Source organism: Pseudomonas sp. HD6422, assembly GCF_025377065.1.
Lineage (GTDB): Bacteria > Pseudomonadota > Gammaproteobacteria > Pseudomonadales > Pseudomonadaceae > Aquipseudomonas > Aquipseudomonas putida_U.
Window position 1 is genome coordinate 169,455 of sequence record NZ_JAHWIW010000003.1, and the last position, 22,872, is coordinate 192,326.

Annotated in this window: 28 protein-coding genes; 2 read left to right on the forward strand and 26 right to left on the reverse strand. The window is 55.2% G+C overall.

Features of this window, described 5'->3' with window-relative positions; all coding sequences use genetic code 11:
* Nucleotides 1–22: 22 nt before the first annotated feature.
* The 14 genes from dnaN to KY379_RS03135 all read right to left on the reverse strand — a co-directional run bounded on the left by dnaN (nt 23) and on the right by KY379_RS03135 (nt 12,874).
* On the reverse strand, nt 23–1,132 hold the full coding sequence (dnaN, locus tag KY379_RS03070) for a DNA polymerase III subunit beta (RefSeq protein WP_084851271.1): 1,110 nt from the start codon (nt 1,130–1,132) through the stop codon (nt 23–25).
* Between the two features lie 157 nt (nt 1,133–1,289).
* A complete protein-coding gene (locus tag KY379_RS03075) occupies nt 1,290–2,270 on the reverse strand; it encodes a tetratricopeptide repeat protein (protein WP_139813939.1) in 981 nt (326 codons plus the stop codon).
* Entirely contained in the window at nt 2,270–3,034 is a 765-nt protein-coding gene (locus tag KY379_RS03080) for a hypothetical protein (protein WP_084851274.1), read from the reverse strand. Before KY379_RS03080 ends, KY379_RS03075 begins: the two co-directional genes overlap by 1 nt.
* A 3-nt stretch (nt 3,035–3,037) precedes the next feature.
* Nucleotides 3,038–4,435 (reverse strand): hypothetical protein, encoded by a 1,398-nt coding sequence (locus tag KY379_RS03085; RefSeq protein ID WP_102059474.1) that lies wholly within the window; start codon nt 4,433–4,435, stop codon nt 3,038–3,040.
* Nucleotides 4,436–4,941: 506 nt separating this feature from the next.
* A complete protein-coding gene (locus KY379_RS03090) occupies nt 4,942–5,700 on the reverse strand; it encodes a PRTRC system ThiF family protein (protein WP_224372711.1) in 759 nt (252 codons plus the stop codon).
* On the reverse strand, nt 5,697–6,395 hold the full coding sequence (locus KY379_RS03095; protein ID WP_084851279.1) for a PRTRC system protein B: 699 nt from the start codon (nt 6,393–6,395) through the stop codon (nt 5,697–5,699). The genes KY379_RS03090 and KY379_RS03095 overlap by 4 nt, the downstream gene beginning before the upstream one ends.
* Nucleotides 6,388–7,851 carry a hypothetical protein gene (locus KY379_RS03100; RefSeq protein WP_084851281.1) on the reverse strand — a complete coding sequence of 488 codons (1,464 nt, stop codon included), beginning with the start codon at nt 7,849–7,851 and terminating at the stop codon, nt 6,388–6,390. Before KY379_RS03100 ends, KY379_RS03095 begins: the two co-directional genes overlap by 8 nt.
* A 102-nt stretch (nt 7,852–7,953) precedes the next feature.
* Nucleotides 7,954–8,166, reverse strand: a complete 213-nt coding sequence (locus tag KY379_RS03105; protein WP_084851283.1) for a PRTRC system protein C — start codon at nt 8,164–8,166, stop codon at nt 7,954–7,956.
* A 9-nt stretch (nt 8,167–8,175) separates the two neighbouring features.
* Nucleotides 8,176–8,649: a PRTRC system protein E gene (locus KY379_RS03110; RefSeq protein ID WP_084851285.1), complete on the reverse strand. Its 474-nt coding sequence runs from the start codon at nt 8,647–8,649 to the stop codon at nt 8,176–8,178.
* Between the two features lie 41 nt (nt 8,650–8,690).
* Entirely contained in the window at nt 8,691–10,502 is a 1,812-nt protein-coding gene (locus KY379_RS03115) for a PRTRC system ParB family protein (RefSeq protein WP_230396065.1), read from the reverse strand.
* Between the two features lie 119 nt (nt 10,503–10,621).
* On the reverse strand, nt 10,622–11,032 hold the full coding sequence (locus KY379_RS03120; RefSeq protein WP_084851453.1) for a hypothetical protein: 411 nt from the start codon (nt 11,030–11,032) through the stop codon (nt 10,622–10,624).
* A 390-nt stretch (nt 11,033–11,422) separates the two neighbouring features.
* Nucleotides 11,423–11,887, reverse strand: coding sequence for a hypothetical protein (locus KY379_RS03125; RefSeq protein ID WP_084851286.1), 465 nt, complete (start codon nt 11,885–11,887; stop codon nt 11,423–11,425).
* A gap of 10 nt (nt 11,888–11,897) precedes the next feature.
* Nucleotides 11,898–12,245, reverse strand: coding sequence for a hypothetical protein (locus tag KY379_RS03130; protein WP_084851288.1), 348 nt, complete (start codon nt 12,243–12,245; stop codon nt 11,898–11,900).
* Nucleotides 12,242–12,874, reverse strand: a complete 633-nt coding sequence (locus tag KY379_RS03135; protein WP_084851290.1) for a hypothetical protein — start codon at nt 12,872–12,874, stop codon at nt 12,242–12,244. Before KY379_RS03135 ends, KY379_RS03130 begins: the two co-directional genes overlap by 4 nt.
* Nucleotides 12,875–13,435: 561 nt before the next feature.
* Between KY379_RS03135 and KY379_RS03140 the strand changes: the two genes are divergently transcribed.
* Nucleotides 13,436–13,714 (forward strand): hypothetical protein, encoded by a 279-nt coding sequence (locus KY379_RS03140; RefSeq protein ID WP_084851454.1) that lies wholly within the window; start codon nt 13,436–13,438, stop codon nt 13,712–13,714.
* On the opposite strand, the gene KY379_RS03145 is transcribed toward KY379_RS03140, so the two are convergent.
* From KY379_RS03145 to KY379_RS03165, 5 genes are all read right to left on the reverse strand, one after another.
* Nucleotides 13,711–14,040, reverse strand: a complete 330-nt coding sequence (locus KY379_RS03145) for a hypothetical protein (RefSeq protein WP_084851294.1) — start codon at nt 14,038–14,040, stop codon at nt 13,711–13,713. The two genes, KY379_RS03140 and KY379_RS03145, sit on opposite strands and share 4 nt — an antisense overlap.
* Nucleotides 14,040–14,450: a hypothetical protein gene (locus KY379_RS03150; protein WP_084851296.1), complete on the reverse strand. Its 411-nt coding sequence runs from the start codon at nt 14,448–14,450 to the stop codon at nt 14,040–14,042. The genes KY379_RS03145 and KY379_RS03150 overlap by 1 nt, the downstream gene beginning before the upstream one ends.
* Nucleotides 14,447–14,890 carry a hypothetical protein gene (locus KY379_RS03155; RefSeq protein ID WP_084851297.1) on the reverse strand — a complete coding sequence of 148 codons (444 nt, stop codon included), beginning with the start codon at nt 14,888–14,890 and terminating at the stop codon, nt 14,447–14,449. The genes KY379_RS03150 and KY379_RS03155 overlap by 4 nt, the downstream gene beginning before the upstream one ends.
* 1,327 nt (nt 14,891–16,217) lie before the next feature.
* Nucleotides 16,218–17,387 carry a replication protein gene (locus KY379_RS03160; protein WP_224372717.1) on the reverse strand — a complete coding sequence of 390 codons (1,170 nt, stop codon included), beginning with the start codon at nt 17,385–17,387 and terminating at the stop codon, nt 16,218–16,220.
* Between the two features lie 133 nt (nt 17,388–17,520).
* Nucleotides 17,521–17,943 (reverse strand): hypothetical protein, encoded by a 423-nt coding sequence (locus KY379_RS03165; RefSeq protein WP_084851299.1) that lies wholly within the window; start codon nt 17,941–17,943, stop codon nt 17,521–17,523.
* 174 nt (nt 17,944–18,117) lie between these two features.
* Here KY379_RS03165 and csrA point away from each other — a divergent pair, with 174 nt between their 5' ends.
* Nucleotides 18,118–18,306 (forward strand): carbon storage regulator CsrA, encoded by a 189-nt coding sequence (gene csrA / locus KY379_RS03170; RefSeq protein WP_084851301.1) that lies wholly within the window; start codon nt 18,118–18,120, stop codon nt 18,304–18,306.
* A 470-nt stretch (nt 18,307–18,776) separates the two neighbouring features.
* Here csrA and KY379_RS03175 read toward each other — a convergent pair whose 3' ends face one another.
* The 7 genes from KY379_RS03175 to KY379_RS03205 form a co-directional block, all read right to left on the reverse strand.
* Nucleotides 18,777–19,247: a hypothetical protein gene (locus KY379_RS03175; RefSeq protein ID WP_084851303.1), complete on the reverse strand. Its 471-nt coding sequence runs from the start codon at nt 19,245–19,247 to the stop codon at nt 18,777–18,779.
* Nucleotides 19,244–19,939: a hypothetical protein gene (locus KY379_RS03180; protein ID WP_084851304.1), complete on the reverse strand. Its 696-nt coding sequence runs from the start codon at nt 19,937–19,939 to the stop codon at nt 19,244–19,246. The genes KY379_RS03175 and KY379_RS03180 overlap by 4 nt, the downstream gene beginning before the upstream one ends.
* The gene (locus tag KY379_RS03185; protein ID WP_102059471.1) at nt 19,929–20,174 is read right to left on the reverse strand and encodes a hypothetical protein; all 246 of its coding nucleotides are present in this window, start codon (nt 20,172–20,174) and stop codon (nt 19,929–19,931) included. The genes KY379_RS03180 and KY379_RS03185 overlap by 11 nt, the downstream gene beginning before the upstream one ends.
* Before the next feature lie 41 nt (nt 20,175–20,215).
* Nucleotides 20,216–21,136: a recombination-associated protein RdgC gene (gene rdgC, locus KY379_RS03190; RefSeq protein WP_102059470.1), complete on the reverse strand. Its 921-nt coding sequence runs from the start codon at nt 21,134–21,136 to the stop codon at nt 20,216–20,218.
* A gap of 101 nt (nt 21,137–21,237) precedes the next feature.
* Nucleotides 21,238–21,624, reverse strand: a complete 387-nt coding sequence (locus tag KY379_RS03195) for a helix-turn-helix domain-containing protein (protein ID WP_084851310.1) — start codon at nt 21,622–21,624, stop codon at nt 21,238–21,240.
* 31 nt (nt 21,625–21,655) lie between these two features.
* Nucleotides 21,656–22,108, reverse strand: a complete 453-nt coding sequence (locus KY379_RS03200; protein ID WP_143515260.1) for a hypothetical protein — start codon at nt 22,106–22,108, stop codon at nt 21,656–21,658.
* Nucleotides 22,105–22,806, reverse strand: coding sequence for a hypothetical protein (locus KY379_RS03205; protein ID WP_084851313.1), 702 nt, complete (start codon nt 22,804–22,806; stop codon nt 22,105–22,107). Before KY379_RS03205 ends, KY379_RS03200 begins: the two co-directional genes overlap by 4 nt.
* Nucleotides 22,807–22,872: the final 66 nt, after the last annotated feature.

Below are 22,872 nucleotides of genomic sequence, written 5' to 3' on the forward strand. Positions count from 1 at the left end.
CGCTGTTCTCCAGAGCCGGGCCTTAGAGGCGCACCGGCATCAATACGAAACTGTGTGATGGCAAGTCTCGAGCCCTTAGGAGTGTGCCAGAAGCAGCCCCAGTGAAAATTACCTCGATTTCTGACGCCCCTAGGGACCGGACAATTTCGCAAGCGAGAACACCGTTGAAGCCGACCTCCAATGGTTCCGCATGGTAGTCACAAGGGAGGACGTCATCCGCGATGTCCGTTGCGCTACCTCCCACGGACTGAACAGAGATGGTATCGGCGCTTACTGCAAGTCGCACCGAGGAAACAACGCCTTCGGATAGCAGCCCCACACGGGCCATTGCCCCAGCAAATTCATCACGCGAGACCCGCGCCAGATCACCTTTCTGAGCGGCAGCAATCAACCTGCGGAAGTCAGGGAAGTTTCCATCGATCAGTTTCGTATGCAGAACACCACCCGCTCTCGAGAAGCGAACCATGTTCCCCGAGGTCGCAATTTGCACCCCGCCTGTGCCCAGGAACTGACATACATCCTCGAGACAGGCGCTGGGCAAGATGAACTGCTGCATAGGGTTCCCATCAACCGGGACCTCGACAACCCCCAGACGAAGGCCGTCAGAAGCAGCAAGCGTCATAATCCCGGGTTGAAACTCGAACAACACCCCATTGAGGAAGACCCTCACATCATTTCGAGCTGCACAGAATCCAACCTGATGGATTGCGGTGCTGAGCGCAGCACCGGTAATCGACAGCTCACCTTTGCTCTGCTCAGGAGAGAATTCCATGACGGGAAATTGCTCAGCAGGGAGTGTGGCGAGCGAAAAGCGCGACCGGCCAGATGCAATAACAATTTTGGCCTCGGTGTAGCTGATCGAGACCATTGCACCCTTAGGAAGGGCCGAGATCACTTGATCGAACTTGTTGGAGGGCACGCATACGGAAAAGCCGTCGCCGCTCAAACTGTAAAGGTCGGCGGGCACATCGAGCGCCATTTGTTGCTGCCCGTTGTGCGCCGACAAACGCAGGACCTCATTGGATACCTCGAGCAACAAATGCCCGTAGACATCCGTTGCTTTGCGTTGAGGCACACGCGAAACGGTCTTCAGGTAGTGGGCGAGATCGGTGGATTTGATAGAGATTTTCATGGGCTGTCCCCTGTAAGGTATGGCCCATGATTGCCCTCAGAGAGGTGTGGCAGAAGCGGCACAACTGATCAAATTATGACCAGTCAGGTGTGACGTAAACGCGCCTAGCTTTGCAGCCAGTTATTCACACAGTTGCCCACAAATTTTGTGGATAACCCTACATGGCCTCAATCAAGACTTTGCTGAAGGCTCGCATGGCGACTGATCCTTCAACCTTGAAGGATGATTTCTGAGCGAATCTGGCCATGTCTGCGGCTACTCGCCGAGAGTACCCAGTCTGCCCTGAACGGTCATACAGGACTGCCAGTTGGACGTAGGCCTCCAACCTCATGGCATCACTCGAGAAAGCGAAGAAGTCTTGGGGAGGGGGGTACTCACCCTTGGCCGCTTTGATAACGACTTCAAACAGGGCACCCATGTCCTTTGTGTTGAGTCCTTTGACCTTCCCTGCAGCCTGCCGTAGGAGGGCGTTCGCATCCTCGACTCTGCCGGTCGTGGCGTAGCTTATTGCGAGTTGAGCCACGGCCATGGTGCTGTCCGGTCGATCCGAGTAGAACTCCAAAAGTCCCTCACGCAGCGCCTTAGCTCGCTCCAGGTCGCCAGTTTCAAGCAGGGTGAGTAGACGCTGTTGCAGGGCCTCCATATAGGCCTGCTTGTCCTGCTCGCTTAGCGTGTTCAAGGACCTTGCAATGGCTTTCTCATCGTCCGACCGTGCTGCGAGGGCAGCGATGTGCTTGAAAGCTAACAACCGGGCTTCAGGGTCTTGAACCTTCTCAGCACTATCGAGAGCTGTGTTGAATCGCTTTTCCCTTGCGGAGTTGATAGCCGCTCCTGCGGATACAAAGTCCGCGTCCGGGCGCAGGCACATCACCTGCTCGGATTGGCTTCGTAAGGCAGATAATGCTGCGGGTTCCTGTATCCCTGCCCCGGCCATTAAAGCTCTGGTCACGCGTAGTGAGTCGTCACGCTCATTACCTGGTCGTTCAGACTCCACACTTCTGGCGATGAGATCACCGATGCAGCTTTTCTCCGCGCGGGAGAAGCAGAGCGCCTTAGGGGGTTCAGATACCCATAAGGGTTCTGAAGCGCACCCGCAGAGCACTGACATGCAAAGAATTGCTGCAGGGAGCTTCACCATTAATCGCTCCACGGGAATCGATGAGCGACTTTCCCCTGCTCAGGGGCAAGAGCCAACAAACGGTTGGCCAGGCCTGACTCAGATTCAACTGACCTGCTGATGGTAAATACGTGAGTTCCCTTTTCCAGCATGCTCACAGCACAAGCCTCGGCATCATCACTACCCGAGAACACCCGCACAGGAATGTACTTGCTGAGTGCGTATTGGTTCGCAAGCTCGGCAAGGCCAATCTCGTCCGAAATGTAGATTTCGTCGGGCATCCGGCTTTGGAATAGGTGGTCAAATGTGCGGAATACAGCGGAACTAGACAAAGTCCGGTCGCCGGCAAGCACTACACGCCTCAACTCATTGCCGCTTTCGCTGGCGGTGATCAGGCGGCGATAGATGTCATCAGCGGCGTTATCAATCAACTGGACGCCGGTCGAGCAGTTAGGTTTGAGCAGGGAATCGCGCAGAGCGTCCTGGTTCTGTACCAGTTGCATCCACATGCCAGCTCGAATCAACCCTGCGCGTTGCTCAGCCCAATCTGCGCGCACGTCGCCTTGCTGAATTGCCGCTGTCTCAAGGAGGAAATCTTCTGGGTCATCCTGCTGCAGCAGAAATCGACGGTAGCAATCGTCAACACCACGGAATTTCTCTGACTCGATGAAGTGCATCAGGGAATGGCAAAGATCCCCCTCTGGGCAAGCCTCGGAGCGGTACGCCACGAAAGGCAGGATTGCATAGGGGTCGTAGATTGGACTGGTGGTAGTAGGTGATTCCATTACTTATCCGATATAGCGGGTGACGCGTTCGTGGAGCTGGACAAGGCCAGCTGCAGCACTACTAGCATGCCCTGCATCTTGAGCTTGTTTCACAATCTCCGCCACCCAAAGTGGTGTATCGAAATCACCAGGAACCCTTGAAAGGGCGTATTTGCGGCACTCTGCCCGCTGAACCTCAGATAGAAGCTCTGGAGCGTCCCTGCTCAACAACCGTACGACAAGATCCCGGAATCGGCCGTCAGTTGCTCTGGCAGCAATACTGAGCCACTCACTCTCATGGCTGCGATGGAGTTCCACCATCAGCGCCTGGTCTCTTGTTGAGAAGTCTCCGGCCCACATTAGGTGGTAAACATCAGAGGGCTGTGATGCGAGTTCAAGGATTGGGACATCCTTGAGTCGCGCCGGCAGATGGCCGGCGGCACGAAGCTGTGATGTGCTGCGCTTCACCTGGTTAACGTCGACCTGGAGCCGTTTAGCATCCGCAGGCCTGATCGCTGACAAGGGCGCGCAAAATGGAAAGCGGTTCAGAGGCACTTTGACCAGCGGTCTTGATGCCTGCCTGGCGTTCGTCCTTACAAGGTCCTGGTATGAGGTAACACTCGGATCGCAAAGGCTCGTAAGGTCGGCCTCAAGGTCCGCGACGTACAGAATGTCGGGGTAGGTAATGTCAACACCCACCGGCATGCCAAGGACAAACGATCGCGGGCTGTGAATTGCCGGGTGGACCAGAATACTTGGCGTAGTACTTTCAAGGTCGCTCACCTCACCTCGATCCAATCCCAAAGCACTTTTGATGCTCTCAACTGAGGTGTGATTCAGAGCGTGCCGAACGAGCTTAGGACATGCAGCGGATGCCTCTACAAGTAGATCACACACCCGGCCGGCTCTGTTGCCCCCGAGCACTATGGTTTCCCACATCAGGAAATGGTGAAGCGCCGCCCCTCGAGTCGGATCCGGGCTCTGAGGCCATGGAAACTCCTCTGGCCTGAGTAGGTGTATGGCGCGAACGAGCGTATCCAGATCGAGGAAATGGCTATTCGCTGGGAACCCGACGCAGGGATAGGGCAACAGGTTGCGATACATGCCAAATCGGATGAAAGGGTCCACCCTGGTCGTGTTGCCAAAGCCAACGTGGAGGCAATCTGGACGGGTCAGGTGTGCATGAACAACCTTCGCCCAGGACAGCTCACTCTCACCGGACATAAGATCCATTGCCGCAAGCTCGGATTCCGCTGCAGCTTCCAAGTCAACGTGGACATCATTGCGAAGGCAGATATTCATTTCCAGCGGTTGGGATGCACTGCTCTCGTCACACATTAGCGAGTCATAGCGCACGATTTGGCCTTCCGCCGGGGCCTTGCCGGCAGTAACGGCATCGTAGAAGTGGATTGCTACAGACATGACGGCTCCTCTATTAACCTAATAGTGGCCAAGGACTGCACCAATCTGGTCTTTTTGGTTGGAAGCCAAGGATGAAAAGGGGAGGGATGATTGCAGTGACGGATGCGCGCTCGACGTTATACTCGCCATGAGTCTCCCTCAAGTGATCGATCCGTGAACCAAGCAATAACGGCGCAAGATGCAGTTCTAGAAGGCGATACCCTGGTGATGCTCGTCAAGCAACAGCAGGTACACCTTGCCATGGCAAGTACCTTTCCGACCCTTAGGGCTCGATTGGTCCTGTGCCGCATGCCAGTAGCGGATAGCGAGGTGCTTGGGGAAGTAGACGATGAAGACGTAGCCGTCTTACAGGATTTCAACATCTGCCGCGCTTGCGCAGCGGCCTTCGTGTCTGATCTTCGGCAAGGGATGTTAGCTCGGGTGAGGGCGTCTCAAATCGCGTCTCAGCCGCCCCACTGCTCAGAGCGGCTTACCTACGAGGAGAATCAACTTTCCCTGTTCTAGGGCTAGGAAGGGAAGCTGTGGGTTTGTTGCTCGCCGGTTTCCAAGCTCACGGTGATCCAATTCCGATCAGTCGAACCAGTGCGTAGCAATTCCCATACGATGTTCATCGCAGCGGTAGCCACCGTGCGATTGATCAAGCAGTCCTGTGAAGCGATGGATTCAGCTGCTGAACAGGACTTTGTATTGCTATCAGCCATATCGCGAATTTCAGGATAGATATCCAGTACATTGGGGTAAACCTTACGTTCACTCTCCCGCAGCGCCCCAAATACCACCTGTCCATGGCGATGCCCGTTCCCCATGTCGAGCCACATAGCGTTGTGCTTAAGGCTGGCACACTCCCCAATAGCTACACGGGCTGAACTCACATCGACACAGGAGATGATGAGGTCTGCTCCTGCCACAGCAAAGCGAGTAGGTTCACTCGGGAAGCGATGGGGAAGTCCCACCCATTCAAGGCCCAGGTTCAGGTTGTAACGATTAGCCAATACTACAGCTTTGTATTGGCCCATATCGCACGGCCAGAAGCGCTGGCGCACAAGGTTCGATTCACGCACCAGTGCATCATCGATGATGGTTACATGAAGGCCATAAGGGTGCCCGAGGCTCCGAATGGCGCAGTGCATCGAGGACAAGCAGTCCACCACCTCACTGCCGTTCCCTCCAGCGCCCAAAACCACAATACGAATTGGGCCGCTTGTCCAACTCTTAGGGGCCTTGTAGCGCGGGGACGAAAGAGTCGACTGAGTAGAAGCCATCATTCCTCACCTCCCAGTGCCAGAGCATCACGGAGAGTGATTTGACCAGTCTTGCCCTCTGCAGGCATCAGTTCAGATGATGGAAACGACTTTGCTTTGGTGTCGCTCAGGTTCTCGTAGAAAGCGATAACGTCTTTGTACTCGGTTGGAGTCTTCAGGGTCTTTGTGCCCATATGGGTGTTGGTGCAGTGCAGTACGAACCTCTCCCATCCGGGAATGCTGGCAATGTTGTGCTCCTTCGGAACATCACAGTTTCCGGTGCAAAAGGAGCCGCTTTTGTACATGTTGCCCAGCGGTGCCAAGTAGAGCTTTGTTTCGGGCTTTGGACGCGCTTTCCCCTTGTAGGCGAAGCAGCGCAGCTTACCGGGGGTCGCGATGTAGATCAGACCCGGAATTGGGGCCGTGTGAATGGCGCCCTGGAACTGGATGTCAATCACCTGAGGGGCGTTGTACCAGACGAGCATGGTGCGCGATTTGACCAGAACCCGCGTGTCGATGAACTCAATCTCAGCCTCAACGTTCAGAAGGATGTCAATAAACCCTTCCTTGTCCTCCTCCGAGAACGCCCGGCCAGCCCCGAGGGTGAACCCACCCTCGACAGGCGCTTCAATGACCTCGTGACTGGTGAAGTCGAGACGCCCAGTTTTCAGGTGGTGGAAAGCGAGCAGGGCGCGGGCTTTGACTTGAGAATTAAGCATTGGTTGGTTCCTCTAGAGAGAGTTGAATCCGCCGTAGCAGTGCTAGGCATTCATTAGTTCTCTCCATTATCGGGATGGTGACCTGTGCCACCAGCTCCCCCGAAGATAATGGCAATATCGCCGATCCCGGACCATTCTCCTCGACCTCGATGTTGAGGCTTTGAACCGCGTCGATGTGAAGTCTTTCATGGCGTTCATCAGCGAGAACCCATACGCAATCGAAAAATCGGTTGGGGCTTGTCTCGTATCCGCCAGAGTCCTCATCACCTTCGTCGTCGGTAGGAATCAAGCTGTCGATGCGAGTGTGGCCGTCGAAACGCATCAGACATGCCTCAAGCGCATCCGCAAGAACCACAGCCAGAGCAGAGTGCTTGGTGTCACTACCGCTAATTTCTTGAGCTTGGAGCAGCAACTCAGAAAGCTCTGCTTTTCCATTCTCCGCATCAGCACCTTGGGCTAGGTGATATTTGAAATTCCGCTCAACGTCATCCATCTGCCATAGGGTGGCGGCTACGCGCTCGAAGGCTTCCAACTCCGAATCGTCATCTGCATCAGGCTCCAGGTCTTCCGCAAGCCATCCCAAATCAGTGTGGTCTTCGAGTTGGGTGAGAAACTCGAGAATTTCTTTCTGTGACTTTCCGGTTATCTCGTCTTTGACACCTTCATAGCTTTCCGAGATAGCGAAGCTATATTGCCCCCAGCAGCCAAAAGCTGAAGCCGGGGTATGGAATGGCATGATGTAGGTGTTCATTGCATCAAGGGTCTTGGACAGCAGGATATGCATCTCCAAGAAATCTTGAGTCAACTCGGGCCACGACAGATAGAAGCAGTTCCGGTCTAAGGCATCCAAGTGGAGTTCATTGCCGCTGATCGTTACGCTAAAGGGGGTGTGAGTGAACACCTCGCCTTTAGAAACGTTACGGCTCTGGCGCTGGGCTTCAGGCCACAGGGTATCAAGAGCAGATTTAGCCGCATTCAACAAATCGTAGCCACAATCAGAGCCAAGACTGATGATCGGTGCCAAGACAGAATCGTGCAGCAATCCTGCTTCGGCAACGGCTAATGCGATACCCGATGCATATGTGACGTCTACGAGTTCGCGGGACAGTTCATAATCGATCCTTGACGCATCAGGGAGCGCACCATCGCGTGTGAACTCGATTCTGGACTCGATGCCCTTGACCAGCTTCTTAGTGACCAGGTGCAGCCCATAGCCATTCGGGTAGTGCTCAAGCGGGGTGAGGTCTGAGTCGTTGAGTAGCCCTCCCTGCAGCGCTTCTAGGCACATAGCGCTGTGCCCTTGATGATCGACCAGATAGCCACGCTCGTGCATGAAAATGGCAGAGATGCCACTTTGGACCGCCGCAGTCACCTTCGGAATCGTCAGCGCACTCAGCGGGGCACTTGGGAATTGGAGAGGACTCCAGGTTTGCTTGATTTCTGCAAGAGATTCCACAGTCTGACCTGCTGGCTGCGATCAAGGCAGCTTTCGTTGGTTTTAGCTTGGGAAGGGGAGGCGGCTGCACCGCCCGCCCACGCCCTGAGTTGATCGACCGGACTAACCGCGGTCGCCGAAATTGCCTTGTCGGAACTCATAGACCTGCGTGTCTCCTTCGTTGACTGGGTCGATTACCTTGCCACCATTCAGGCGGGGGAACTGCCGTGCGTAGTGCTTGAGCACATCCTTCGGCTCGAGGCTCGGATCAGGATCAGGCAGATCACGGCCAGAGAAGCGGAACACGCGGCTGAGGGTCAAAATGGATACGGTCATAAGTCCCCCTTAGAACTGCGATGCAGCAGCACCAGGCACTGCTGGGGCAGGTGCTGGAGCGTTGGATGGTTTGGTCCCGCTGGCTTCAGCCTCGCCTTCGTCACCTTCTTCACCATCATCATCGCGGATGTCTGAGGCGGCTGGTGGAGTCGCCGATGGTTTCGCTTTTGCCTCACCAACAGCTGCGTTAGCGAGCCGCTCGATTTCGTCCAGTGCGCTCAAGCCACGGGCAACCACTGCGGCCTTGCTTGAGATCAAGGTGGCGAATGCCTCCTCAATCTCAGCAGGCGCGCCGCTCACAACCATGGGTTTCGAGATAGCGGCACGCAGCTGCACAACAGCTTCGCTGGCGTTCTCCGGGGTAGGCCCGATCTCGGGGGTATACATCAGTTTGATGTTGCCATCGGCCAACCCTTCCAGCTGGACGGTAGCTTTAAGGCCGGTAGTGAGTACCGCGCCTACGGATTGAAGAAAAGTGCTCATGTAAGTAGTTCCTCGTTAAGTTGGAGCCAGTTTGGGGGCGATTAAGCTGTGGCAGAACCGTCATAGGCGGAAATTTTCATGGCTTCTGGCAGATACCCTTTCCAGCTGAATTCAGTGAAAGCAAGCACCGCTTTAATCAGTTCGTCTGACTTGCCAGCGGTGAGTTTTGCGAACTCTTTTTCACCCTTTACCTCGTCATACTTCACATCGAAACCACTGGCCTTACAGTCAGCAATAACACCTGCTTTGGTGAGTGCCTTAAGGTAACTCTCTGTCATCTTGAAATGATCGACTGGGTCCATTCCTGCGGCTTGGATGAAGGCGAGGGATTGCGCACCTGGAATCGACTTTTGGAACTGGTCAGAAATGTCGCGACGGAACACTGTGCATGCCGCAAGTTGGCTCAGGTAACTCTGCAGTTCCTCGACGGGTTTCATGGCCAGCGCGGCTTCAGCGTTAGCACGCTCATGGCCATACATTGTGCTCGGGAGGCCAATCACCTTCTGCATGCGTGCCAGCAATTCGTTCGGCAGATCGGAGCGCATTTCGAGGTACATCGAGACAATGCTGATCGCCAATGCGTAGGACATATTCCCGTGAATTGCCTTCACGCCCATCTGCGAGAACAGACTGAATGCCTCACGCTTAATTGCCTTCTTGACCTCTTGCGGCTTTGCTGGCGCGGTAGACCCCGGCTTGCTGGCCGCATCTTTGACTGCACCATTCGTTGCTGCTGTCGGGGCTTGGCTTTGACCAGCCGCCTGTCCTTGACTTGCTGCTGGGGCAGCGGTCGCGGCTTGAATGAGCGCCTTATAGGCTTTGTTGTGCTCAGCGTGACAGCTTTTGTTGAAGCAGTGTCCACCCACAATCCGGCCCTCTTGCCCGGGCTTGGTGCTTACAACTGCACCATAGTTTTCGCAGCCAGTGCAGGCTGAAAACTGCTGAACACCAACACCATTCTGCCCCTTGTCCTCTAGCAGGACGTATCCGCCATCTGGGAGGGTCAGGTCGGTATGTACAACCCCATACTCCTGCTTCGCCTCAATCAGCTTCACCTCAATGAGGCTGGACGTCTTTTTGTCCCAGCAGGTGCGGTTCTGGCATTTAGCGTCACCTACCGATGCGCTAAACAGATCGCCGTAGCGGGAACTGTTGTGCTCACAGGTTTGGCATTCGGTGGTATCAAAGGGTGCGTTGGCAATGACCCCGGACAACTGAATGAGCCGCTCACGGGTGGCCGCTACATTCATTTTCCGCTCAATGATGCGCGAGCAAATAGTACGCTGATCCTCAGGAACCATAGGAGCTAGCAGTTCAGCATGGCCGAGCTTGATCTCACCCTGAACGAGCGCCTCAGCGACCTCGTCACAGCACTTTGACAGAAGGATTCGGGAGTCGAGCTTTTGACGGTTCCACCCAAGGATCAGACATGCTTCATCGTGATTGTTGTTTTCATCTTCCAGAGTGGTGACAGCTGCATATGCCTCCTCAAGAGGGGTGAGGTCGGCACGCTGGAGGTTTTCGGTTGTAGCAGCACGCCGCGCCTCTGCGTCAGTCATCTCACGGACTATCGCGGGGATATCAGCCAGTTCCAGTTCGACCGAAATGTCGTATCGCGTATTGCCGAAGACCACCTCATACGGGACGTTCGCATCGCCAGTTGGGCGTAGCAGAATTGCTTGGAGGACGCCTTGATTCCGAACGCTTTGCTTCATTTGAGCATAAAGTGCCTTGTTACGGCCTTTACGAGGGTCGATTTTAGGATTGCGCCGGATTTGATCCAGTGGGATGCGAACACCATTGAGGGAAGGATCAACATCGATGTCGATTGCGGAGTGATTGAGGTTGGTCACGGTAAAGGGCTCGTTCTGTTTGGATGGGCAAATTGTTAGGCCTAAGGTCGTGTGCCAGAACCCCACCCGCCTCGAATCTCAGTGGCAGTTAAACGCTCAACTTTACGCTGTCGGTCGCACTACGTTCCCTTGCTCTTGGATTGCATGAACGATGGGAGACGTACGCCCACAAAGGCTTCAGTGTCGAGGTGGGGGAATGTATGCACTCGCTTTCGCAGCTGCTTCCCCCACTTGTTGACAGCGGCGATTTGCCCTGCGGTCAAAAACCACTGCGAGTGGAGCTTTCTAAGCATCGCCTCGAGAAACCCACGGCGATCAGAATGCGTGTGCGCCACTGCCTCATGCAGCCAATGATTAAGGCCGATGCAGCGCTTGACGTTGGCCTCACTAAAAATCAGGTTCAGTTCGGCCGCATTCCGAATGGTCCCGGCCACACGCTTCCTCTGCTCCTCGCTCAGTTCGCCATGCAGGGTGAAAGCGTCATAGGCATCGTTGAGAAGGGATGAGCGATGATGGGAGAACTCCCCCATGCATTCGTACCGGAGCCTGAGGTACTGAATCAATCTGTCTAGTGGAGGTAGTGGACCACGGTTCGGCAGTGCAGCCTGGGAGACAGAAACCAACTGAGGAGTTGAAGCTGCGGCTGCATCAAGCGTTGGGGAATCGGTATCGAAGTCACTGTCAGATACAACCAGGAGCGCCAGGCGGCTTACATCTAGCAGCCGCTCCTCTGGTGGCCCGAGCATCCTCTTAGCGCAATTGGGGCCGGCATTGGCCTCAAGTGTGCCGTCAGTTATCACAATGCCCTTCAGGCTGCGTAGCGGCCTGTTGCAGAAGAAACAGACCGCTTGGGGGCGGAGATGGTCAACGCGGGAGTATTGCCACATGTTTGAGCCCCCAGCACGCGCCTTAAGGGATTGTCACAGCACTTTGAGGATGACCGTGTATTTGCCGTCGATGACTACGACTTTGGTCCGATTAGGCTCAACCTGAACCGTGTCGGAGAATGCCTGGTTACTCATTTTCACGACCTGGTTGGAGCCGCAGGAGAAGCGCTGGCCATCTGTCACACCATCAAGCTTGGATACCTGACCGATGATCTCGACAGGCTGCGCTCCATCGCCGGTCTTGGGCAATGAACGCAGCGTGAGCAGAAGCCCGGTCTTGTACTCACCCTCGCGGCAGACATCACGCTTGGTTGCAGTGTCTTTGAACGCTGCTTGATAGCGGTGGCTGTCACGCAGATCAAGGTCGTACTTGGCCCCGTCGATGGCGTACTTGAATGCCTGTGGAACCTCACTGCCCGAAGCAACAGACACCTGTAGCTCAGGCGCTGCGTGAGCTACCAATGGGAGTAGACAGAGCGTGAAACCAATCCAACGCATTGGTGAAACCTCAAAGGGTGTTAGTGAATTTGATCATGATGTGCTTGAGGGCGTGCACGTCACCGAAGGTGTCGTGATCAAGCATTGCTTTCGTGGTGGGTGGATACTTCTCAAAATCGAAGTCGATCACCTCAGGGACGCCAGACCACGCCGTGACACGCTCGCACTCCGTATAACCGTTGCAGAGCACGTCGATGAGGAACGCTGTCTTACCCTCCGGGTAAGTCACCGGAAGTGTCTTGAACAGACTTTCGTAATGCCCCATGGCGTACTGCGCCAGCTCGATAGCGGTCAGGCCATCAATCGACATGGCCACACCGAGACCTGGTTCAAAAACCAGAACAGATTTCGTGATCACAGTGGTACCGCCCGAACAGAAACGCTCACCGGCTGGATCGAGCCGAAGGTAAAGGTCTTCTCGACCCCTGGCTCAGCAATGAAGCGGACATTGAGGCGGTCCATTCGGATCAGGGGGTTAGGGGAATTCAGGTCGGCATCCGGGACGTATGTGCGGTCAACCCCAAGACAGAAGCTCACTTCGTCCTCATTGAACTGAGGCTGAGCCGCGCGGACGAAATAGCCTTCGGGGAAGAAGAACAGATCGCCCTGCTTGACCAAGCCATTGCTGTCAACCCCAAGCATGAGGGTCTTGTCTTTTTGGAAGTCGCGAACCACCACGTCTCTGCCGTGATTTGACGGGAGCTCTACTTTGATCAGGTTCCCGTAGGTATCAGCGCTTTGGTCATGGATTTGAATCTCCAGTCGGAAGCCCGTGAGCTGGGGGACACCTGACGGCTGATAGGTTCGCTCGTCGCGCCACCGATCAGTGCACTGCTCACTCGGCACATTCGTGGTTTCAGAGACAGAAACAGTCCCCGAATGCTGCTTTGAATCGTACTGGTAAGTGTTGTGATTGAACTCGGGCTTGCTGGCGCAGCCGGCAATAGCGAGGCAGAGTGCAGCAACGCTGAACAGTGGCTTAAGCATGGATGTCCTTAATCGGCTAGGCGGCGATCTTTTAAGGGTGAATTGGCTTCACGAGCCCGGCCAGGCCGAGCGCGTCGAGTGCCTTGAAAGTGTTTGTCCGATTGAGCGGAGGGACTACGCGTACAGACCGCTCAGGATCAGTGCTACCCACAACATGGAGGCCTGGGCACATGAGCACTGTAGGTATCGGCCCGGAGATCACCTGGGCCGCAGCTTTTGATGCCTGACCACTGAACCCCTGCAAGCCAAACACAATGACCAGGTCTGGACTGGATTCAGCTAATTCTCTGGCCGCTCCCCCCACGGTATTGCAGGCGCGAACCTTGTCGAATAGATCTGTGAGGATCTGCTGGCAATGAAACGCCTCAGCAGCGTTGTCGGTGAGAATTAGTGCAGTTGCCATGTTAGCGGTCAGTCTTAGCCCATGATTCAGCCGATTCTAACCGCCAGGCCAGACAAGACAATCCAAAACACGCCCTCCGAATTCCATGGCTATGTTTCGACTTGCTGCAGGAGGAAAACACGGCACAGTGGACACAGGTCAACGATCGCTGGTGCGCCATGTCTGATGAGAATGAAAGCCCGTGGATGAGCACCTTCTCGGTGCCTGTGGTACCAAGGGGGGAGAGATACGTGATGCTCAGCGGGCTCGCTGAGAAACACAAACGAGAGGCGTGGGCCGTGATATCGAAAACGAATCCAGCCCTGGCCCTTCTGCTGAAAGATCCCAACCTCAAAGAAATCATGCGCCTATTCGACGCTGACCTCTTGGTTGAGGCGTCAGTTGTGCCGGCACTGCCCTCTGAGCCCCTGAAAGGGCGTAAGAGGGCAGGAGACTAGAACGGAGCGCTTAGATCGATCTTGAGCTCTTCAAAGCGCTGTCGTCGCTCTGCGGGGCTCAGAGGGGTCACAGCGTCATCGTCTTGCCCGCCCAAGGGGCCGAGATCCAATTCAGCTTTAGGCGGGGCCTCTGGAAGCACTAGTTCCGAAAGGTCCCTGCCAATCACCCCCATCAAATGAGCAATCGCGGCTTGCAGTTGCTCAACACTCACACCGGCCGGAGGGCGAGCGACCTGATGGCACAGGTTGTCGATCGACTGCTGAATCTCCTCCGTGCTGGGCTTCTCATCAGAGAGCCATGCCTTCGCTAGTTCAAGCGGGTTCATCAGAATCCTCCTGGTCGAACCAGTGAGGACTTGATAATCAGAAGCCTTCGCCGCTTCTCCTCCAAGCTCAGCGGAGCAGCTGGTTCGCCGTCAGGGTGAAGGCTCCCACAGTCGAACTCCGCCGGCGCGACAGGCGTGGGGACAGTAATTGAAGATTGCTCCTGGCTGATCACCTCCGGGATCTGAGGCAGGTCCGCCAGGTCCCCTTCACGATCTACATAGCACTGAATGAGCTCGTCGGCCGTGGATCGAAAGTCTGCATTGTCAGGCAACTCACCTTTAGCCACTTTGGCGACCATGGCTGAGAGAGCAGCCTTGATTTGCAGGAGGGTTGGTTCGCTTGCCAACCACTTCTTCGAGCGCCCTAGTAAGGTTTGATCCATGGATGCATTTGGGGAGTTGGTAGTCATTGTGTGGAAGCTCCAAGGGCGGGGCGTGGTGAAACATCAGGCTTTGCGCGGAATTTGCGAATGTTCATTCTGACGGTGGCGGGGTCCAAGAGCTTGCGTAAGCAGAGGATGGCGATAACGGTGAGAGCGACTATTGTCAGCTGTAGGGCACGCTCACTCATGCTTCCCAGGAGACAAGCAAAGGCAAAGTCCAGTGGCACAGCCAACCCTGCCATCGTAAGGCTTGGGGCTAGTAACCACCCCATCATAGGGATGATGCGTGAGATCAGCAGGGCCATAAGACAGACAGGGGAAAAAGCCACAGCAAAGGCTATGAGCGTTGCCCCAATTGGCACAGGCGAAGATGTAAGCAACATGAAGCCAATTGCCAAGCTCCCTAAGAGCACACCTGCAACAAAGCAGGTGACTGAAAACCAGCCGTAGGGTGTGAGTCTTTGCATGGGTAAATCCTCGCAGTGAAGTGAGGGCATTTACCTTCAATCCGGCGCGTGCCAGAACCGGTCAGAACAAAGGAATGAATAGGAAAAGGAAGCAGAAAGGAAGGATCGACGAAACCCAGCAGGGCCGGGGGCTTGAGAGACTCAACGTGGACTAAACCTGACGTCTACCGTGGTTCAAACCTGACTAGAGGGGATTTCGGCAGATAAAAACATGGGCCAATCCTTACTGTATGAAACCTGATCGTGAACTAATCCTGCCTACCGTGAAGACGACCGTGAACTAAACCTTACTAGGTCAGGTTGGTTTTTCTGCCCCTTTTCTGTGGATAACTAGACATAAAATGTTCGGGTGGGCTAATCCTCACTACAACCGTGAAGCATACCTGACTACTGTATAAGGTAGATCGCAGTGAACTCGCCGCTCACCTTCAGGAAAAAGAAGGGGCAAGGCTTAGGTATCGGGCGTCCATAGCGCCGCATCTATCGTGTACCAATCCTAACTTTTTCTGTGGCACCTGAACGCTGTGCCGCCAGGAATCACTATGAGTTGCGACTGAACGAGGTAGCCGTTTGATGCGATCTTTCGTGCTTGGACCCTGAGAATCGTGAACCAATCCTGATTACACGTCACCCTCCTAATCGTGCATCAATCCTTACTACATGCGGGCAATTCAGCGCCAGCGACGGGGACTGAATCGTGCGCTTATCCGGTTTACCGGACCTCTACAAGGCCAGGGGTCTTCCCAGGTCTCTGCGATCTGTCATTGCCGCATGGTCTCTGTCCTGACTGACACCCGCCTTCGAAGCAAACGATGTAGAGGAACAGGAGTCGCCGTCGCGCTTGAAGTGCATAGTGGCGCTCCTCAGGCTGTCCGGGCCGGTGACTCCTCCGACCCGTTGCTGGAACGGAGTGCCGGTGGGCAGGTTATGGAGTAGAAAAGTGCACTAATCCTGACTATCGATAGCACCGTTTCCGGCAACAGGTAGATGGCTACTAGTCAGGATTGCTTCATCATTTGCGGTAAGGGGGGGTGTGGATGCCGCATTTGTTTAGGCACCATCCTGAACCGGGCAGCACCAGAACCGCCGAGCAGCCAACATAACTGTGACGATCAAAAGTGTACCAATCCTGACTATGCCGGCGCGGCCCCACCAGCGGGTCACTACCCGTTAAAGGGCTTGAGCCTCCCCCTGTTTCAAGCCGACGCGAAAGGGCACCAAGCATTGGTGCGTGGAAAGTATCGTGAGCCAATCCTAACTACCTGACATCAACGCGCGGGCACAAAAAAGCCCGCAGAGCGGGCTTGAGTGACATGGCGGGCCAGGGCTAGGCACTGAGGGCGAGTTCCCGGCTTTTTTCCCGGCGGTGCCCCTCAATTATCATGCTGACGAACTTGTTGGTCGGCAAAACCTCGTACACGTAGTCGATCGCCCCCTTACCCTTGAGCTTCTTGATGGGAGTGGACTTGAAGCTCGATAGGACCTCTTCCTTCACCAGTTCAGCCAGGGCGATATTCACAGCGCGAAAATCTTCGGGCATCCGCTTCGAAAGGCCTCTCGCCGTATTGCTGAGGAATTCGACCAGGTGGAACCGATAAGGATGAGCTGGCGAGGCGTTGCGCCACCCCATGGACAGCTCACGGTTCAAAATCTTGGCCAGGCTATTCGTCAGTCGCATCGATGTGGCGTAGTGGTAGAGCCGGAAGTCACCACACTCAATACCTCTGGAAATGAGGGGGTGGAGGACTGCCATACAGAGAGTTGCATCCCCCTTGTCAGCGTCCGAGATGTCCTTCACCTCGATGTAGTCCTTGCTGTTCTTGTTCTTGCTTCGCAGGTAGAGGAGGGGAAGATAGTTGGAGGTGATGTCAATCTTGTCGCCGTTCGCAGCCCGGGTCTGGATTGTCAGGCTGGATTTAGCAAGGATGTCCAGGGCCTGGCGCAGCTCATCGTAGGTGTAGGTGTGGCCGACCGACTTAAGCTCTTTCCGCAGGTCATAGAGGCTAAACCGCACTGAGCATTCGGCTTCGTTAAATCGCCCAGGTTGGGTGCTGAACTTACGAAGGGCTTCCTCGACACACTCCTCGCGGCTGCCTGGGTACAACCCAACCCATTCCATCTGGCCTGTGGCCTTGCCCTTGACCTTAACCGGCAGTTCCATGCTCACAGCTTTCATGATTACGCGGAAGGGTTGGCCATTGAGGCTACCCTCAAGCTGAGTCGTCATCTGGCTCATATCGCGAACCGTCTTCGATGCCCAGCTGAAACGGGGTAGCGCATCGTAGATCGAAACCAGGTTGCTATGGTCCGCATCCCCCAACCGAATCTCATAGGGGTTAAACAGTTCACCCTGTGCCGTGGTGCCCAGCCGGCGTTGGGAGCTGCGCATTTGCATGCTGCGCACCCGAGCAGAATTGGCATTCTCGGGCTGGCCGACTGTGACTGGAACCCGCTCTAAACCTGGGAGCTGATCGGTAGTTGGGCTGCTGTGATCCATGCTTGGTTACCCTTGCACCCCACAATGCAGATTCAGCATCGTGGTGGTTAAAGCCTAAGTGGTGAGCGCGCTCACCAGTGAATGATGTGGAGGTGTCGTTGGTAAGACTGAGTCGACACTCACGTTTTCGAGTTCAGTGCCCAACAGCTACCCGGCCGATGGCCGAGATGACCCGGAAATCGCAATCAGTCATCCCGATTTTTGAATCCATTACTCCGTTAACTGCGCGCTGAAACTGGGCCACATGCTTCACGGCTTTATCGAGCAGTTCTGACACCTCGATGTACTGGGCTGCGGTCGCTTCGACTGATGAGGTGCAGACGGCGTAACCATCTAGCCTGGAGTAGGCGAGCCGGCGCGATGCAGCCGGGAGATTAAATGCGTCAGGTGCACTGGCAAATCCGTTCACGATAGCTGCCTTGACCGTGTCGGCGTCCTCAACCTGGCGAACTGACATAGATTGTGGTGAGTTGGCGGGCTTCAGGGCTGCATATGCACCAACAGCTAGTGCCAGGGCTGCAAGGGCCAGCGTGGTCTTCTTGAGCGAAATCTGCACAGTTTGAATCTCGAAAACAGTTCAGCTCTCGAGGATAACGGCTCAAAATACGAATGCACGCCAAAATGGGGTGCCGTAATTCACTTACCATTTGTGCGTGAATTACGGAGCCCTATTTTGGCGTGCATCCGTGAGGGCCAGGGGATATGGTCGCATCAGCTAATAGGAGGCTCCATGCTGATTCTTACCCGCCGCATCGGCGAAACCGTGAACATCGGTGATGACATCACCATTACAGTATTGGGCGTCAATGGTAACCATGTCCGCTTGGGGATCACCGCACCCACCGACGTTGAGGTGCATCGAGAGGAGATCTATCAGCGGATCCAAGCCCAGCGCCAAGCGGAGACCGATCGTGCGTAAGCCCGCGGCAGGTCTGCTACTGGTCGCAGTAGCTTCCTTGTCAGGCTGCACATCAGCGTGGATTAACGACCCCAGTCCTTCAACCGCCGATCTCGTGAATGACCTCAAGCTTGAGGGTTTTACTTGCAAGGCAGGTTTTTCGACGATCGTTTGCCGGCAGACAGAAGCCTATGTAGAGAAGGCCGCTAAAATCTGTTCGTCCGAGAAGGGGTGCGTCCCCCAACCGTGCCACGACGTTCGGATCGTGTATGAAATCACGCAGGCTAGCGATGGCATCCCAGGTATTACTCAGACCACTGAGCGGACGGAGACTCGCAAGATTCCAAAGGGTGACATCTACTCGGATGCGAGGATCGCCGAGCTCAAGGAATATTGCGCAATAAAGTGAGCGGGGACACGCGGCCGTGATCATCACGACCGCATTGACGTAAAGCAGAGCGCAACCAGGTACTGTGAAGCTCTGGTCGCGCTTACTTCGTCGTTGCCGCTTGGGGCGTCGCCCTTTTCACAAGGCCAGTTCGCAGCCCCTCAGCTTCGAATGCTGGAAGATTCCCAATCGTGGCCCAAACCTTGTTATCAGATCCCTTGACCCCGAATCGACCGTAGACAACAGGCTCAGCCTTCAGCGGGTTATTGAGCGTGGCGTAGGCCTCGACGTTCACGGATATGCTCTCTGACTGCACCAAGCATTCAGACCGTGCCTCGAAAACTTTCCCGGCTGCGGTGAAATAGGCCTGGAATGCTTCGCTACCACCACCGACCAATGCGATCGAACTGCCTTCGTAGATCAGATACAGGGACTCTGGGTGGGTGCATACGATCGAGTCCGCCTTCAGTGCAGTTTGAACTGGCTTTTTAAGGGTAGTCACTGTTGCTGCTTGGGCCGCGCCAGCGCCCAGACACATCAACCCCACTAGCAATTTCGCCCGCAGACCGATCATAGAAATGGTCCGCCATCGGTGATTTTGAAGGGGACGAAAGCGCCCGACTGGCAACGATAAATCGTAGGGTCATACCCCATCTCCTTGGCCTCTGCCGCCGCTTCGTGGGGATTGTTAGTGGCCCTCAGCTGGACAATATCAATGACTCCGCGGGACTGCGTCCAAAGCTCAAAGTGCTTTTCACCAACCGTGTGAACCTGGGTCCGGTCCGCGATCATCAGAAGAATCGAGGCTGGGAACCTATCTCTCGGTGCGGACATTGAATGACGAACCGAAAAGTTGAGCAGATCCGTGAACTGTCGCGGAGAGAAGGTACCGCGGCAGAGCGCTACGAGTTGGTCGACCGAAAATGAAGCCGGCAGGTAGAAGAACGTATCGGGCTTATGCAGCAGGGCCTCACCCGAGGGAATGCCGAAGGCCAAGCTGACACCGAGGCGCAATGGGAGCGCACCAGAACTGAGACCCGGGACCTCCTGTTCCATGATGGCAAAGCTCACAGGACCTTCGGCTGCAGTAACGGATATCTGGGCCCAGTCGCCATGGAGTTGAAGGCTTGCAGGTAAGCCTGCGTGACTAAACCCAGTAACTAATCGTTCAGCCAGAGAAATCAAACCTTCGGACGCGCCGGCGAGTAGCCCGCAAACGAGCGGAGAGATGGCAGGAATCACTAGGGGATCGGTTTCAGTCGTCATCTTGCAGCCTTGCGTTCCTGGCAGTGAGGCCAGCTACAGTATCAGTGGAGCTTTCTTCAATCTTGAGAAGTGCAGCTCGTAGATTTCGAATTCGCTCCTCATCCAGGTCCGACTGTTTGTCCGCAGAGTGCTCGAACGCAGAGCGGACCAGGTCCTGGACCTGCTCGAGCGTAAAGCTGTCAGGAAGCTCGTCGGTTTGAAGCGTGTCCAAGATGAAGCGGTCAGCGTGGTTCATGCTTTCACCAGAAGGGCCCGCTGAACACGGGCCTCCCCATATCAAAGGCCTTGAGGAATTTCTTCGCCGCCCAGGACGGTGAGCAACTGTGGGATTACCTCGTTCAGGGTAGCCATCATCAACAAGAACGACGCATCAAATTGGCCATCCTTCTCGTCACCGCCATCCTGAACGGCCTTTTCCTGCAGCAGGCTCTCGAAACGAAGCCCTTGCACCGAAAGCTTATCGTTGAGGGAAAAGCTCACCAGATCTTTGTAGGCAAGGCTGATCTTGGTCACGACCTTCCCACTTGCGATGAGCTGCTTGATCTCATCTGAAGTCAGATCCTGGTTCTTGACGTTGATCTCACCGCCATCCTCGTCGGGATCCTTGAGGGTGCAGTTATTCAGAACGTAGAAATTCTCTGCGGCCTGGCCGTTCTTGACCCAATCGGTGAACGTGGCAGTGGGCGCGATTTTTACGGTAACGGGACGAACGGGAAGGCTGCCCACCACTTCACGCAGCGTCGACAGGAGTGCTTCAGCAGCAATTGCGCTTGAAGTGTTGACGAAGATCAGCTTGTTCACCAGATCCAACGCAGCATAGGTTGTCTTTTTCCTGATGAAGGCCCGCGGCAGCATGGACTGAATGATTTCGTCCTTGAGTTGATCCTTCTCCTTCTTGTAGACCTTGCGGGCCTGAGAGGTCTCGATTTCTTCGACCTTCTCTGCCAACTCATCAGCAACCGCGCTTGGCGGCAGCAAGCGATCATAGGTCCGAAGGGCTAACAGGTAGACACCCTCAACTTTGTGGGCAAGGGGCGCTTCAGGATTCTTGCTGCTTGGCGAGATGAAGCCAACTGTTTGTAAAACTTGACTCTCTGGCTTCCTGGCCGGCTTGCTGCGAAGGGCTTCTTCCAGAGCTTCGCAGGTCAGTGAAACATCTTGGGTCATTCGATAAGTCAGGAGATTTTTGAACCACATCGCAGAGCGCGCCTCAGGTTTGTTGAGTGAAGAGAGACAGGTTAACGTCCCACCTACCTATGCCAACCCAAAAAGGCTCTACGAAAATCAAACACCTGTAATTACTGCATTAACGATAGAGCGGTAAGTCCTATCATGACCGGGTGAGCCCACACCGGCGGCGCTGTTCGCTCCCAAGTTTTGATGGTGCTTTCGGCGAAGCCAAGCTTTGAAGCAAGCCCTGCATGCGACAGCCCCAACCGCTCGCGATGGGATGCAAAGCGCTCCCCGCTTAGGGGTTTTACACTTTCATCCACGAACATCAAGTTGCCCAGGCCCAGGCAAGCGATGGGCATCCATGGCTTAGGGGTATCTTGCTCAGCTGAAAGGATAGTGGTCCTGGCCACATCAAGTAGCTCGGCTAACTCGACCTGGGACAACCCAAGCTTGTTACGCGCATCCCTTAGTGCATTGAATGGCCGTTTCTTCCTGCTAGTTTTCTTTTTCATTCGTGTCCACCCATCAGACCATAATCCTATGCTACGCCGCCGCGCGCCACTCAAAGCAAGGGGCCAAGTGCGCAGCTCCGGCTACAGAGCGCAATTCCTTCACAGTGGCGCTGTTGTACATGGGCAAGTACCAGCTTCTGGCGCATCTCAGCGGATCACTGAATCCAGCGGGCGGGACTTCAAGCGGTGCCTCTGTCCGTAGAAGAACGGAAAGGCTTGGTCCACCATTCCCATGGTTCACAAGGCCTACCGAAAATCCAATGTCATCCAGTATCTCGCCTGTGCGCGGATTGAGATAGCAGTGCACGACATCCTGGCCGTCCATGAAGCTCGTCTGAAGCTGAAAACCATCGTCGAGCAGCACGTCTGAAATTGCGTCACCTGCAGCTCGAACCAGGCGAGGCGTCATTTGCCCAACCATCAAATCGGGGTGGTTGATCTCGATGAGATGCTGGACAACCGCTAAATTAAAGCCGCGGCTCATTTTGCACCCCCGCCGCCCAACCCTTTGAGAATCTGTGCATAGGCAGCGACGGTCGCGCGGTGCATCAGAGGAGCATCGGTCTCAGGGAACGCGTTAGAAAGCATCGTCATGAGAGATGAGCCAACGAAGTCCTGGCCGCCGGCGCCACAGTGTCCCGGTAACGGGATAGCATCAAAGGCAAGCGGGAGTGTGCCGACTGACTTCCGGCCATTGAACAGCCCGAGCTGCATACCATCGCCAGTGATCACCAGGTCGACCTTCATCACGTCATCCACTGCAACGCGCCCCGATTTGAGTGGTACCCCAGAGGCCAAAGCCGCTTGCATGCGCTGACGATTGACCGTCTGCAGAACGTACTCCGGACCTTGCTCTGGCAAGCGATGGATCGGACCGAATCGGAAGCCCGGCGTTCTCAGTCCCTGGCGTCCATCTTCCGATGGATAAAGCTCGGTATGGCCAAGGGAGATCGCGCGATCCAAGAGTTCCCGCCAGTTCGTAATCCCCATATGGAGTACCCGGTCATCCACAATCATTCGAGACAAAGCATCACCAACCTCGAAGTCGGTAGTGCTGGGCAAGTCCAGATCAGAAATCGAGGTAGATCCGCACTTGTTGACCCCGACTGGGGTAGTACCGAGTGAGGAGAATTCGAAGCCGAGTTGAGGTGTTGTGTTGCCGGCAGTAGGTGAGAGGTTCATGGGTACACTCCTTAGAAATTGCTTCCATTGGATACGTACCCTTGATGTGGCAGAAGCCCTTCATGA

Coding starts and splice junctions, on each gene's coding strand:
- dnaN (WP_084851271.1), bottom strand. CDS start 1,132: ATGAAAATCTCTATCAAATCCACCGATCTCGCCCACTACCTGAAGACC.
- KY379_RS03075 (WP_139813939.1), bottom strand. CDS start 2,270: ATGGTGAAGCTCCCTGCAGCAATTCTTTGCATGTCAGTGCTCTGCGGG.
- KY379_RS03080 (WP_084851274.1), bottom strand. CDS start 3,034: ATGGAATCACCTACTACCACCAGTCCAATCTACGACCCCTATGCAATC.
- KY379_RS03085 (WP_102059474.1), bottom strand. CDS start 4,435: ATGTCTGTAGCAATCCACTTCTACGATGCCGTTACTGCCGGCAAGGCC.
- KY379_RS03090 (WP_224372711.1), bottom strand. CDS start 5,700: ATGATGGCTTCTACTCAGTCGACTCTTTCGTCCCCGCGCTACAAGGCC.
- KY379_RS03095 (WP_084851279.1), bottom strand. CDS start 6,395: ATGCTTAATTCTCAAGTCAAAGCCCGCGCCCTGCTCGCTTTCCACCAC.
- KY379_RS03105 (WP_084851283.1), bottom strand. CDS start 8,166: ATGACCGTATCCATTTTGACCCTCAGCCGCGTGTTCCGCTTCTCTGGC.
- KY379_RS03110 (WP_084851285.1), bottom strand. CDS start 8,649: ATGAGCACTTTTCTTCAATCCGTAGGCGCGGTACTCACTACCGGCCTT.
- KY379_RS03120 (WP_084851453.1), bottom strand. CDS start 11,032: ATGGGGGAGTTCTCCCATCATCGCTCATCCCTTCTCAACGATGCCTAT.
- KY379_RS03125 (WP_084851286.1), bottom strand. CDS start 11,887: ATGCGTTGGATTGGTTTCACGCTCTGTCTACTCCCATTGGTAGCTCAC.
- KY379_RS03135 (WP_084851290.1), bottom strand. CDS start 12,874: ATGCTTAAGCCACTGTTCAGCGTTGCTGCACTCTGCCTCGCTATTGCC.
- KY379_RS03140 (WP_084851454.1), top strand. CDS start 13,436: ATGTCTGATGAGAATGAAAGCCCGTGGATGAGCACCTTCTCGGTGCCT.
- KY379_RS03145 (WP_084851294.1), bottom strand. CDS start 14,040: ATGAACCCGCTTGAACTAGCGAAGGCATGGCTCTCTGATGAGAAGCCC.
- KY379_RS03150 (WP_084851296.1), bottom strand. CDS start 14,450: ATGACTACCAACTCCCCAAATGCATCCATGGATCAAACCTTACTAGGG.
- KY379_RS03155 (WP_084851297.1), bottom strand. CDS start 14,890: ATGCAAAGACTCACACCCTACGGCTGGTTTTCAGTCACCTGCTTTGTT.
- KY379_RS03160 (WP_224372717.1), bottom strand. CDS start 17,387: ATGGATCACAGCAGCCCAACTACCGATCAGCTCCCAGGTTTAGAGCGG.
- csrA (WP_084851301.1), top strand. CDS start 18,118: ATGCTGATTCTTACCCGCCGCATCGGCGAAACCGTGAACATCGGTGAT.
- KY379_RS03175 (WP_084851303.1), bottom strand. CDS start 19,247: ATGATCGGTCTGCGGGCGAAATTGCTAGTGGGGTTGATGTGTCTGGGC.
- KY379_RS03180 (WP_084851304.1), bottom strand. CDS start 19,939: ATGACGACTGAAACCGATCCCCTAGTGATTCCTGCCATCTCTCCGCTC.
- KY379_RS03185 (WP_102059471.1), bottom strand. CDS start 20,174: ATGAACCACGCTGACCGCTTCATCTTGGACACGCTTCAAACCGACGAG.
- rdgC (WP_102059470.1), bottom strand. CDS start 21,136: ATGTGGTTCAAAAATCTCCTGACTTATCGAATGACCCAAGATGTTTCA.
- KY379_RS03195 (WP_084851310.1), bottom strand. CDS start 21,624: ATGAAAAAGAAAACTAGCAGGAAGAAACGGCCATTCAATGCACTAAGG.
- KY379_RS03200 (WP_143515260.1), bottom strand. CDS start 22,108: ATGAGCCGCGGCTTTAATTTAGCGGTTGTCCAGCATCTCATCGAGATC.
- KY379_RS03205 (WP_084851313.1), bottom strand. CDS start 22,806: ATGAACCTCTCACCTACTGCCGGCAACACAACACCTCAACTCGGCTTC.